The organism is Arthrobacter sp. SAFR-023, assembly GCF_051965295.1.
Lineage (GTDB): Bacteria > Actinomycetota > Actinomycetes > Actinomycetales > Micrococcaceae > Arthrobacter.
Genome location: NZ_JBQCMF010000002.1, coordinates 378,280 through 390,246, shown reverse-complemented (window position 1 = coordinate 390,246; position 11,967 = coordinate 378,280). Strand labels below are relative to the sequence as shown.

The 11,967-nt window shown below is 65.9% G+C and carries 13 protein-coding genes; 8 read left to right on the top strand and 5 right to left on the bottom strand.

Annotated features, from left to right (window positions below):
- The first annotated feature begins 32 nt into the window (after positions 1–32).
- Genes ACTHQX_RS03935 through ACTHQX_RS03915 form a run of 5 tightly spaced genes read left to right on the top strand, consistent with a single transcriptional unit; the run spans position 33 to position 4,262 of the window.
- Positions 33–596 carry a hypothetical protein gene (locus tag ACTHQX_RS03935; protein WP_236807634.1) on the top strand — a complete coding sequence of 188 codons (564 nt, stop codon included), beginning with the start codon at positions 33–35 and terminating at the stop codon, positions 594–596.
- 10 nt (positions 597–606) lie between these two features.
- A complete protein-coding gene (locus ACTHQX_RS03930; protein WP_440155758.1) occupies positions 607–1,440 on the top strand; it encodes an exodeoxyribonuclease III in 834 nt (277 codons plus the stop codon).
- An 18-nt stretch (positions 1,441–1,458) separates the two neighbouring features.
- Positions 1,459–2,547: a tryptophan--tRNA ligase gene (trpS, locus tag ACTHQX_RS03925; RefSeq protein ID WP_440155756.1), complete on the top strand. Its 1,089-nt coding sequence runs from the start codon at positions 1,459–1,461 to the stop codon at positions 2,545–2,547.
- Positions 2,548–2,563: 16 nt separating this feature from the next.
- Positions 2,564–3,160 (top strand): 2'-5' RNA ligase family protein, encoded by a 597-nt coding sequence (locus ACTHQX_RS03920; RefSeq protein ID WP_236807637.1) that lies wholly within the window; start codon positions 2,564–2,566, stop codon positions 3,158–3,160.
- A gap of 37 nt (positions 3,161–3,197) precedes the next feature.
- Entirely contained in the window at positions 3,198–4,262 is a 1,065-nt protein-coding gene (locus tag ACTHQX_RS03915) for a YihY/virulence factor BrkB family protein (protein WP_236809055.1), read from the top strand.
- Here ACTHQX_RS03915 and ACTHQX_RS03910 read toward each other — a convergent pair.
- From ACTHQX_RS03910 to sdhC, 5 genes are all read right to left on the bottom strand, one after another.
- The gene (locus tag ACTHQX_RS03910; RefSeq protein ID WP_236807638.1) at positions 4,219–4,989 is read right to left on the bottom strand and encodes an alpha/beta hydrolase family protein; all 771 of its coding nucleotides are present in this window, start codon (positions 4,987–4,989) and stop codon (positions 4,219–4,221) included. The two genes, ACTHQX_RS03915 and ACTHQX_RS03910, sit on opposite strands and share 44 nt — an antisense overlap.
- Positions 4,990–5,099: 110 nt before the next feature.
- On the bottom strand, positions 5,100–5,882 hold the full coding sequence (locus ACTHQX_RS03905) for a succinate dehydrogenase iron-sulfur subunit (protein ID WP_111904067.1): 783 nt from the start codon (positions 5,880–5,882) through the stop codon (positions 5,100–5,102).
- A gap of 1 nt (position 5,883) precedes the next feature.
- Positions 5,884–7,686, bottom strand: coding sequence for a succinate dehydrogenase flavoprotein subunit (sdhA, locus tag ACTHQX_RS03900; RefSeq protein ID WP_236807639.1), 1,803 nt, complete (start codon positions 7,684–7,686; stop codon positions 5,884–5,886).
- Positions 7,687–7,791: 105 nt separating this feature from the next.
- Positions 7,792–8,283, bottom strand: a complete 492-nt coding sequence (locus ACTHQX_RS03895; protein WP_236807640.1) for a succinate dehydrogenase hydrophobic membrane anchor subunit — start codon at positions 8,281–8,283, stop codon at positions 7,792–7,794.
- A gap of 3 nt (positions 8,284–8,286) precedes the next feature.
- Positions 8,287–8,667 carry a succinate dehydrogenase, cytochrome b556 subunit gene (gene sdhC / locus ACTHQX_RS03890; RefSeq protein WP_076798412.1) on the bottom strand — a complete coding sequence of 127 codons (381 nt, stop codon included), beginning with the start codon at positions 8,665–8,667 and terminating at the stop codon, positions 8,287–8,289.
- A 257-nt stretch (positions 8,668–8,924) separates the two neighbouring features.
- Here sdhC and ACTHQX_RS03885 point away from each other — a divergent pair, with 257 nt between their 5' ends.
- The 3 genes from ACTHQX_RS03885 (at position 8,925) to ACTHQX_RS03875 (ending at position 11,958) form a co-directional block, all read left to right on the top strand.
- Positions 8,925–10,058 (top strand): mannose-1-phosphate guanylyltransferase, encoded by a 1,134-nt coding sequence (locus ACTHQX_RS03885; RefSeq protein WP_236807641.1) that lies wholly within the window; start codon positions 8,925–8,927, stop codon positions 10,056–10,058.
- Positions 10,059–10,192: 134 nt separating this feature from the next.
- Positions 10,193–11,392, top strand: a complete 1,200-nt coding sequence (locus ACTHQX_RS03880; RefSeq protein ID WP_236807642.1) for an amidohydrolase — start codon at positions 10,193–10,195, stop codon at positions 11,390–11,392.
- 131 nt (positions 11,393–11,523) lie between these two features.
- Entirely contained in the window at positions 11,524–11,958 is a 435-nt protein-coding gene (locus tag ACTHQX_RS03875; protein ID WP_440155754.1) for a MarR family winged helix-turn-helix transcriptional regulator, read from the top strand.
- Positions 11,959–11,967 lie beyond the last annotated feature (9 nt).

The window sequence follows — 11,967 nt, the reverse complement described above, 5'->3', positions numbered from 1 at the left end:
GGGGCGGTCCGGGGATTTGAGAGAATAGCTTCATGCAATCTCTGGGCAGCTCCAAGTCTTCCTCCACCCCGGGCCGGGGCGGATTCTCCATGTTCCGCATCAGCGGTCCGGGCCTGCTGGTCCTGATCACCGCCTTCCTGGTGGCAGTGATCTTCGCCGCCAACCAGAACGACGTCGTCGGCTGGGTTGTCGCCGTCATCGCGCTGTTCTGGCTGGCGCTGGCTTCCTTCGTGGTCTTCAGCATCCAGCGGGCGGCCAAGAAGGCCGGCGCGAAGATCAACGAGGCGCACAACGCGTTCAACGCTGCCGCGGGCCGCGCGCCCTCCACCGTTTCGGCCGACCACGGCGGAACCCGCCTGGTCCGCGAACGCGGCGAGGCGGAGGAGATCCGGGACATGAAGCTGGACCACTCCTTCAAGATCGTGCAGGTGCAGGTGCGCGTGGTGGAGCAGGAACAGGCCAAGGGCGCAGCCGCGGACCAGGACACCATCCGCCGCGCCCTGGAGACCATCGAGATCACCGCCACCAACGCACGTGACATGATCAAGTCGTCCGGCGGCTCCGGCGAGCCCGTGACCGGAACCATCATCGACTAGAGTGGAACGGGTGAGCTCGGCATTGAAGAAGGACCACCTTCGCATCGCAACAGTCAACGTCAACGGCCTCCGTGCTGCCTACAAAAAGGGCATGTCGGAATGGCTCGCGACCCGCGAAGTGGACATTCTGACGCTGCAGGAAGTCCGGGCCCCTGACGCCATCGTCCGCCAGCTCATCGGCGAAGGGTGGCACATCCTGCACGCCGAAGCCGAGGCCAAGGGCCGCGCCGGCGTCGCCATCGCCTCCCGCGAAGAGCCCCTCGTCACCCGCGACCACATCGGCGACGACTACTTCGCCGCGGCCGGCCGCTGGGTGGAGGCGGACTTCCGCGTCCGCGACGCCGAGGGCAACGCCTCCCAGCTGACCGTTGTGAGCGCTTACGTGCACTCCGGCGAGGCCGGCACCCCCAAGCAGGAGGACAAATACCGCTTCCTGGATCTCATGAGCACGCGTCTGCCCGAGCTCACCAAGCACAGCGACCACGCTCTGGTGACCGGCGACTTGAACGTCGGCCACACTGAGCTGGACATCAAGAACTGGAAGGGCAACGTCAAGCGTGCCGGCTTCCTGCCCGAGGAGCGTGCCTACTTTGACCGCTTTTTCGGTGAGGAGATCGGCTGGAAGGATGTTCACAGGGGCCTGGCGGGTAACGTCAACGGCCCCTACACCTGGTGGTCGCAGCGCGGCCAGGCCTTCGACAACGACACCGGCTGGCGCATCGACTACCACCTGGCCACCCCCGCCCTCGCGGCCGCAGCAGTTTCGGCCACCGTGGACCGGGCACCCTCGTGGGACACCCGCTTCTCTGACCATGCCCCGCTGGTAGTGGACTACCGGCTCTAGCTCCAAAGGTTTCGACGAATGACCTCCACTTCCACCGTGACCGACGCCGCTGCTGCGCAGCCCGAAGCAGCAAACGGAACGCAGCCGGCTACCGAGATCCGGCACCGGATCCTTTCCGGCATGCAGCCCTCCGCCGATTCGCTGCACCTTGGCAACTACCTCGGCGCCCTCGTCAACTGGGTGCGCATGCAGGATGAGTATGACGCCGTCTTCTTCATTCCGGACCTGCACGCGATCACAGTTCCCCAGGATCCCGCCGAACTGGCTCGCCGGACGCGGGTCACGGCGGCGCAGTACATTGCCGGCGGCGTGGACGTGGACAAGTGCACCCTGTTCGTCCAGTCCCAGGTTCCCGAACACGCCCAGCTGGCCTGGGTCCTGAACTGCATCACCGGCTTCGGCGAGGCGTCCCGCATGACGCAGTTCAAGGACAAAGCTCACAAGCAGGGCTCGGAACACGCCAGCGTTGGCCTGTTCACCTACCCCATCCTGCAGGCCGCGGACATCCTGCTCTACCAGCCGCACGGCGTCCCCGTCGGTGAGGACCAGCGCCAGCACGTCGAGCTCAGCCGCGACCTCGCCGCACGCTTCAACACCCGTTTCGGCGAGACCTTCACCGTGCCCAAGCCCTTCATCCAGAAGGAATCGGCGAAGATCTACGACCTGCAGAACCCCACCGCCAAGATGTCCAAGTCCGCGGACTCACCCGCCGGGCTGATCAACCTGCTCGACGAGCCCAAGGTCACGGCCAAGCGGATCAAGTCTGCGGTCACGGACACGGAAACAGAGATCCGCTTCGACCGGGAAACCAAGCCCGGGGTCTCCAACCTGCTGACCATCTACTCGGCCATCACCGGAAAGTCTGTGGACGCCCTCGTCGGCGAATACCAGGGCAAGATGTACGGCCACCTCAAGGTGGACCTTGCCGAGGTGGTGACGGAGCGCCTGACGCCGATCCGCGACCGCGCGAACGAACTGCTCGCGGACCCGGCCGAGCTGGACCGCCTGCTGGCCCACGGTGCCGACAAGGCCCGCACGATCGCCTCCGCCACCCTTGCGGACGTTTATGCCAAGACCGGCTTCCTGCCATATGCCGGAGCCCGCTAGCGAGATGCCGGCCCCCATGCCCGCCAACAGCGGAGTCAGCAACGGAATGAGCCTAGGGGTCATTCTGGGCTTCCCGCCTGAAATCGCCGAGGAACTGCAGCGGTGGCGGGCGTCCTTCGGGGACCCCATGGCCACGGTCATACCGGCGCACATCACGCTGGTCACCACCACGCCCACCAATGACTGGGAAACGGCCCGTGACCATGTGCGGCAGGTGGCCCGGACGCAGGCGCCGTTCATGGTGACCATCTGCGGAACGGGGTCCTTCCGGCCCGTCTCCCCGGTGGTCTTCATCAACGTGGAGGACGGCTTCCAGGAATGCGTCGACCTGCACGAAAAGCTCCAGACCGGACCGCTCGAACGTGAGCTGCCTTTTGCCTACCATCCCCATGTGACCATTGCCCACGACGTCGCACCCGAAAGCCTCGATGAGGCCGAAACGGTGCTGAAAGACTACAGGGCCACCTTCCCGGTGGTTAGCATGGGACTTTACGAGCACGACACCAACGGTATTTGGCAGCTACGGGAAGAGCTTGACTTTGGTACCGAACCAGACGACGAACGGGACGCACTCCGGGCACCAAACGCCGACGGAGCCACCGCTCCCCACTGAGCGTGCGCAGCTGTTGCTGGAGGTCATCCGCAAGCAGGTGGAGTGGGGCAAGGCCCGCAGGTCCGGCAAGGGAACGTTTCCCCAGCTCATGGCCCTGGTCCAGTGGCTGCAGGCCCGGCTGAACGCCTTCCGCCCGATGCGGGCCTGGCAGCACTACACCCGGCAGCACGGTCCGCTGATGAGTGCGGGCATCGGCTTCAACATGTTCTTCTCCATCACCGGCCTGCTGGCCACCGGGTTCTCCATCGCCGGGCTGGCGCTGCGCGGCCAGCCGGCACTCCTGGACCGGATCACCGCCAGCGTGGCCGCAAGCGCCCCTGGGCTGCTGAAGGTCGACGGCGGGGATGGGCTTGTCGATCCGAAGGACCTCCTGAACCCCGACGGTCTCGGCTGGACGGCAGTGATCGCCGCCGTCGTTACCGTCATCACGTCCCTGGGCTGGATCGCCGGTGCCCGGGAGGGGCTCCGCGGCGTGATGATGCTGGGCCCGCTCAAGCTCAATCCGGTGGTCCTCAAACTGCACGACGCCGGCACGCTGCTGCTGCTCGGCGTCGCCCTGGTCATCAGTTCGGGTGCCTCCCTCGTGTTCGGCACCGCGGCGGGCTGGGCGATGGAGCAGCTACGCCTGGACCAGGCGGTGGCCGGCCCGATGGCGGCGCTGATCAAGATCGCCGTGCCGCTGGTCCTGAACTGGATCACGGCGCTGATCATGTTCCGCCTGGCCGGCGGCCTGAAGCTGTCCCGGCGGGCGCTGCTGGAAGGAACCATCCTCGCGGGCGTGGGTACCACTGCGCTGCAGGTCTTCAGCACCGAACTGCTGGCCGGTGCCGGACGCAACCCCATCCTGGCGCCGTTCGCGATCATCATCGGGCTGCTGATCTGGTTCAACCTGGTCAGCCAGGTCTACCTCGTGGCAGCGGCCTGGTCAGCGATCCGTGAGGAGGACCTGAAGGCCTCGCCGGCAGCGAAGACCACCGGCTGGGGGCCACGGCAGGTGCAGCCCGGAAAGACGCCGGTGGAAGGATACCACCCGGCCGGGCATCCGCGCCCCGCGGGCGTCAGTGTCCGGCGTCGAGGTACTGGTCGGCCCACGCCGCGATAATCTTCGCGGCCCGCGCCGCCTGCCCCTTGCCGGTCAGCAGATGGTCGCTGCCCTCCAGCGAGACGAAGTTCCGCGGATGGCGGGCCGTCTGGAAGATCGTGCTGGCGTTCTCGATGCCCACCGTGTTGTCCGTGGGGGAGTGCAGGACCATCAGGGGCTTGTGCAGCCGCTTGATGCAGTCGGTGAGGTCGGCGTTCTCCAGGTCCTCCACGAAGTGCCGGCGGATCTCCACGCGCTTGCCGCCCAGGTCCACCTCGGCGCTGCCTTCGCTGAGGATTTTGTCCAGCGCCGCATCGAAGACGTGGGCCACGTGCTTGGGGGAGAAGGGCGCCCCGACCGTGGCGACCGCATCGAGCTCCGGGATCTCGGACGCGGCGGCGAGGACGGCAGCGCCGCCGAAGGAATGCCCCACGAGCAGGGAGATGGCCCGGCCCTCGGCCCGCATGTACTCCGCAGCACGGACGGTGTCCGCCACCTTGTGGCTGAAGGACCCGGCGGACCACTGGCCCGCTGAGCCGCCGAGGCCCACGTTGTCGAAGCGGAGCATGCCGATCCCGTTGTCCGCCAGCGCCTTGCATATCCGGGACGCCGCGGGGCTGTCCTTGCCCAGCGTGAAGCCGTGCGAGAAGACTCCCCAGCCCTTCACCGGGCCGTCCGGCACATCGAGGATGCCGGAGAGCAGTTCGCCGGTGGTGCCTTCGAACGAGACTTTTTCGGAGCGGGACACGTTGTCTTCTTTCGTGTGGTGCGAGTGGCTCTGCCGGGAAAACGACGACGGCGCCGCTCACCGTACGTTTACCGTACGCGGTGAGCGACGCCGTCGTCCGCGTTTAATCCTTAGATCTTGCGGGCCAGGATGGCCTGCTTGACCTCTGCGATGGCCTGTGTGACCTGGATACCGCGGGGGCAAGCCTCCGAGCAGTTGAAGGTGGTGCGGCAGCGCCACACGCCTTCCTTGTCGTTGAGGATCTCCAGGCGCATGTCGCCGGCATCGTCACGGGAGTCGAAGATGAACCGGTGGGCGTTGACGATCGCTGCCGGGCCGAAGTACTGGCCGTCGGTCCAGAACACCGGGCAGGACGACGTGCACGCGGCGCACAGGATGCACTTGGTGGTGTCGTCGAAGCGCTCACGGTCTTCGGCGGACTGCAGGCGTTCCTTCGTGGGGGCGTGGCCCTTGTTGATGAGGAACGGCATGACCTCGCGGAAGGACTGGAAGAACGGCTCCATGTCCACGATCAGGTCCTTCTCCACCGGAAGGCCCTTGATGGGCTCAACCGTGATGGGCTTGGACGTGTCCAGGTCCTTCAGCAGGGTCTTGCAGGCGAGACGGTTTCGGCCATTGATGCGCATGGCATCGGAACCGCAAACGCCGTGGGCGCACGAGCGGCGGAAGGAGACGCTACCGTCGATTTCCCACTTGATCTTGTGCAGGGCGTCCAGCACGCGGTCCGTGCCGTACATGGTCAGCTTGTAGTCGTCCCAGCGGGCTTCGGCGGAAACCTCGGGGTCGTAGCGGCGGACGCGCAGGGTGATGTCGAACGTCGGGATTTCCCCGCCGCCGCCAACACCGGCGGGAAGTTCGATCTTGGAGGCTGGCTCAGCAAGTTCAGCGGACATATTAGTACTTCCTCACCATCGGCTCGTAGCGCGTAAAGACAACCGGCTTGGTGGCAAGCCGGACACCGGCGATTGCCTCCTCCGCGGAACCGTCGGCCGGTGCGTGGTCTTCTTTGTACGCCATGGAGTGCTTCATGAATTTTTCGTCGTCGCGGTCCGGGAAGTCCTCGCGGAAGTGGCCGCCGCGGGATTCCTCACGGTGCAGGGCAGCCACCGTCATGACCCGGGCCAGTTCCAGCAGGAACCCGAGTTCAACGGCCTCCAGCAGGTCAAGGTTGAAGCGCTTGCCCTTGTCCTGGACGTTGATGCGCTGGTAGCGCTCCTCGAAGGACTCGATGTCCCTGAGGACCTGGTTGAGCGTGTCAGCCGTGCGGAACACCTGCATGTTGGCGTCCATGGTGTCCTGCAGTTCCTTACGGATTGCGGAGACCTTCTCGGTGCCATTGGCGTTGCGGGCCACGTCCAGCAGCCCGATCGTGAAGGCTTCCGGGTTCTCCGGCAGCTCCACGAAGTCGGCCGTCTTGGCGTATTCAGCGGCGGCGATGCCGGCGCGCTTGCCGAACACGTTGATGTCCAGCAGGGAGTTGGTGCCCAGACGGTTGGAGCCGTGCACGGAAACGCAGGCCACTTCGCCGGCGGCGTAGAGGCCCGGAACAACAGTGTCGTTGTCCTGCAGGACCTCGGTGGTGATGTTCGTCGGGATGCCGCCCATGGCGTAGTGGGCCGTCGGGAAGACGGGGACCGGCTCCGTGTAGGGCTCCACGCCGAGGTAGGTGCGGGCGAACTCGGTAATGTCCGGCAGCTTGGCGTCGATGTGGGCCGGCTCAAGGTGCGTCAGGTCAAGGAGCACATAGTCCTTGTTCGGACCGCAGCCGCGGCCTTCGCGGACCTCGTTGGCCATGGAGCGGGCCACGATGTCACGCGGGGCAAGGTCCTTGATGGTGGGGGCGTAGCGCTCCATGAAGCGCTCACCCTCGGAGTTGCGCAGGATGGCACCTTCACCGCGGGCGGCCTCGGACAGGAGGATGCCCAGGCCGGCGAGGCCGGTCGGGTGGAACTGGAAGAACTCCATGTCCTCCAGGGGGATGCCGCGGCGGAACGCGATGCCCATGCCGTCACCGGTCAGGGTGTGGGCATTTGAGGTGGTCTTGAAGACCTTGCCGGCGCCGCCAGAGGCGAACACCACGGATTTGGCCTGGAAGACGTGCAGCTCGCCGGAGGCGAGGTCGTAGGACACGACGCCGGCCACGCGCTTCTGCTTGAACGGCGTGCCGTCCTCACGCACGGCGTCCTCCTCGACGGTCAGGAGGTCCAGGACGTAGTACTCGTTGTAAAACTCAACGTTGTGCTTGACGCAGTTTTGGTACAGGGTCTGCAGGATCATGTGGCCCGTGCGGTCGGCGGCGTAGCACGCGCGGCGCACCGGAGCCTTGCCGTGGTCACGGGTGTGGCCGCCGAAGCGGCGCTGGTCGATGCGGCCCTCGGGCGTGCGGTTGAACGGCAGGCCCATCTTCTCGAGGTCCAGCACCGCGTCGATGGCTTCCTTGGCCATGACCTCGGCGGCGTCCTGGTCAACCAGGTAGTCGCCGCCCTTGATGGTGTCGAAGGTGTGCCATTCCCAGTTGTCTTCCTCGACATTGGCCAGGGCTGCACACATGCCGCCCTGCGCCGCACCCGTGTGGGAGCGGGTGGGGTACAGCTTGGTCAGTACTGCTGTTCGCGCACGCTGACCGGACTCGATCGCGGCGCGCATCCCGGCGCCACCGGCACCGACGATGACGACGTCGTACTTATGGACCTGCATACCAGACGCTCTTTCTCTCAAAATTCGCAATAAAACAGCGGGCGGCCTGAGCCGTCTCCGCACAAAACTGCGGCCCGCCAAGGGATGGCGGGCCGCCAGGGGATGCTACGCGGGGCAGAAGCCGCCGGGCAGCTGGACGCCGTCCACCACCGGGCACGGGTTGAAGGTGAAGATCACCAGGGTGCCGAGGATGATGATGACGGCGGAGGCTGCGTAGAGAACCATCTTGAGCCAGAAGCGGGTGGAATCCTTCTCGGCGTAGTCGTTGATGATGGTGCGCACGCCGTTGGTGCCGTGCAGCATGGCGAGCCACAGCATGGCCAGGTCCCAGAACTGCCAGAACGGATCTGCCCACTTGCCGGCAACGAAGCCGAAGTCGATGGCGTGGATGCCTTCGCCCACCAGGAGGTTCACGATGAGGTGGCCGAAGATCAGCACCACCAGGACCACGCCGGAGAGGCGCATGAACAGCCAGGCCAGCATTTCGAAGTTGCCGCGGGAGCTGCCGTTGCGGCGGTACTTCGGGGCGATCTTGCCGGACTCGGGCTTGCCGGCGATCTGTCCGCTGCGCGGGGACTGGATCTCAGTTGCAGACATGGCTTAGTGACCTCCGAGCGCGAGGGATAGGTGGCGGATGGCGAAGGCGACCATGGTGACGACCCACAGGCCCAGCACCACCCAAAGCATCTGGCGCTGGTACTTGGCGCCCTTCTTCCAGAAGTCGACGGCGATGATCCGCAGGCCGTTGAAGGCGTGGAACACGATCGCTGCGACGAGGCCCGTTTCACCCAGGGCCATCAGCGGGTTCTTGTAGGCACCGATTACAGCGGTGTAGGCCTCGGGCGACACCCTCACCAGGGAGGTGTCCAGCACATGGACCAACAAGAAGAAAAAGATCACAACACCTGTAATGCGGTGTCCAACCCAGGACCACATGCCTTCACGGCCGCGGTACAAGGTGCCAGCTGGTTTCGTCGGCACTGAATAAACCTCCCTGAACACAGCGGCGCTGGCGCGGGATCCACGCCGGGGGAAACGCCTGCTGCGAGAGCACTCGTAGCTCAGGCCTAAATCTAGGCTTCGCTTACAGCTTATTCAATTCAGGCGTTCCTTGCCCGCCACGTACTGTACGGATTTTCGGCAATTTTGAGACGAAGACCACATCTGTTGCCACTGTATCCGCATGCTGGGCGGCCGCGAAAGGCCGCCCTGGGGTGCGTCGGCTAAAGTAGGCCTTGATGAGTAACGACAAAGTGACAAGCCAGGATTCACCTCTCAGCCGTTTTATCGCTGTGATTCCTGCGGGCGGTGTGGGGACCCGCCTCTGGCCTCTGTCACGTGCAGCAGCTCCCAAATTCCTTCATGACCTCACCGGTTCCGGCAGCACGCTCCTTCGTGCCACCTACGACCGCCTTGAACCGCTGGCCGGCAACCGCGTCCTCGTGGTCACCGGCGTGGCGCACCGGAACGCCGTGTGCAGCCAGCTGCCCGAGGTCCAGGACGCCGACCTCGTGCTCGAGAGTGAGCCCAAGGACTCCGGGGCCGCAATCGGCCTGGCCGCGGCCATCCTGCACCAGCGGGATCCGGACGTCATCATGGGTTCCTTCGCGGCGGACCACGTGATCAGCCCGGACGGGCTGTTCCAGGATGCCGTCCGCGAAGCCATCCACACCGCCGCGGCCGGCAAGATCGTGACCATCGGCATCAAGCCGACGCACCCGTCTACGGGCTTCGGCTACATCCGGTCCGGGAACTCGCTGCGCATCCCCGGCGCGCCCAGCGCCCAGGCGGTAGTGGAGTTCGTGGAAAAGCCGAACGAAGACGTCGCCCAGCAGTACGTGGACAGCGGTGAGTACGTCTGGAACGCCGGCATGTTCGTGGCGCCCGTTTCCCTTATGCTCAAGCACCTGGAAGCGAACCAGCCCGAGCTGTTCACCGGCCTCCAGAAAATCGCCCAGGCCTGGGACACCCCGCAGCGGGACGAGGTCACCGCCCGGATCTGGCCCACCCTGCCCAAGATCGCCATTGACTACGCCGTGGCCGAGCCCGCAGCGGCGGCCGGGGACGTCGCCGTCGTACCCGGCTCCTTCCGCTGGGACGACGTTGGTGACTTCGCCTCCGTGGGCCGGCTGAACAGCGCCAAGGAAGTGGACGAGGTGACCGTCCTCGGCGAGGGCGCCCGCGTCTTCACCGAAAACGCCAGCGGCGTGGTGGTCTCGGACACCAAGCGCGTCATCGCACTGATCGGCATCAAGGACGTCGTCATTGTGGACACGCCGGATGCGCTGCTGGTTACCACCAAGCAGCACTCCCAGCGGGTGAAGCAGGCGGTGGACGCGCTGAAGGCCAGCGGCGACACCGACGTTCTCTAGCAAGCCGACCTCTTATTGGAGGGACCGCCGATAATCCGGCGGTTCCCTCCAATAATGCGTTAAGCGGAGATGGCAGACACGTAACGCGGAGAAGGCGATGCCGCTAATCTTTTCGGTCTCGCTACAGTTGAGGTGTGCGCAATTACACTACCGAAGCTGAGCCCACCGCCCTCGTGGGGCCCTGGCTCGAGCCCCTGCTGCCGGAACTGATCGATTTTCGCCGTGACCTGCATGCGCACCCCGAACTGTCCTTCAGGGAATTTCGGACCACCGACAAGCTGGCGGAGCGGCTAGAGGCTGCCGGACTCAAGCCCCGGCGGCTGGAGGGTACGGGCCTGACCGTTGACATCGGCGAGGGTCCGATTGCCACGGCGCTGCGCGGCGACATCGATGCGCTCCCGATCATCGAGGAAACGGGACTGCCCTTCGCCTCAAAGAACCACGGCGTCACCCACGCCTGCGGCCACGACGTGCACACCACCACCATGCTGGGCATCGCCCTGGTGCTGCACCGCATGCACCAGGAGTCCCCGCTGGGCGGCACGGTCCGCATCATCTTCCAGCCGGCCGAGGAAACCATGCCCGGCGGCGCGCACTCCTGCATCGAGCAGGGCGTCCTCGAAGGCGTGCCCCGTATCCTGGCACTGCACTGCGACCCGCGCATCGAAGTGGGCAAGATCGGCACCCGCATCGGTGCCATCACCTCGGCGTCGGACACCATCCGGATTGAACTATCCGGCCGTGGCGGGCACACCTCGCGCCCGCACCTGACCGAGGATCTGGTTTTCGCGCTGGCGCAGATTGCCGTGAACGTGCCGGCCGTCCTGTCCCGCCGGGTGGATGTCCGCAGCGGGGTCTCGGTGGTGTGGGGACACATCTCCGCGGGCTCGGCGCCCAACGCCATCCCCGGCACCGGGTACATGGCAGGGACCATGCGTTGCCTGGACCGCGACGCGTGGCACAGCGCCGGCGAACTGCTGGATGAAGTGGTGCACCAGGTGGCCGCTCCCTACGGCGTCGACGTCCGGCTGGAGCATACCCGCGGCGTTCCTCCGGTGGTCAACTCCGAGCATGAGACAGCACTGATCGAGGCCGCGGCCCGCGCCGAGATCGGCGAGAGTTCGGTGGTGTTGACGCCGCAGTCCATGGGCGGGGAGGACTTCGCCTGGTTCCTCGCCGAGCTGCCGGGAGCCATGATGCGCCTCGGCACCAAGACCCCCGGCGGCGAGGAGTACGACCTGCACCGCGGCGACTACATCCTGGACGAGCGTGCCCTCGGCTTCGGCATCCAGGTCCTCACCGCCGCAGCGCTCCGCACCATCCGCGACCTCTAGGCCCCGGCTTCGAGCGCGAACTGGCAGGTAACGCCCTCAAATTCCACTTTTGAGGGCACTAGCTGCCAGTTCGCGCCCTTGTTTGCGGCGGTAAGTTGTGCACAATTGAATTGCCCGCTACCGTTGTGGGTATGCCCGATGCTCCCCGCCTTGACCGCCAAGTGTGCTTTGCCCTGTACTCCGCGTCGCGCGCTGCCACCGCCGTCTACCGCCCGCTCCTGGAGGAGCTGGGCCTGACGTACCCGCAGTACCTCGTCATGCTGGTGCTCTGGGAAAGCGAGCCGCGCGGCGTACGGGAACTGGGGGAGGAGCTTGGGCTCGACTCCGGAACCCTCTCGCCCCTCCTCAAGCGGCTCGAGGCGCTGGCCCTCGTTGAGCGGCGGCGCTCGGCCGAGGATGAACGCCGCGTCGCCGTGCATCTGACCGACGCCGGCAGGGCCCTGAGTGGCAAGGCCTCCGGAGTGCCGCAGCACCTCGCTGCCGCAGCGGGCCTGAGCCCCCGCGAGCTTGACCAGCTGCGCGAAACCCTCGGCAAGCTCACAGCAGCCCTGCACGACTCGCTCTAGGCAGCCCCC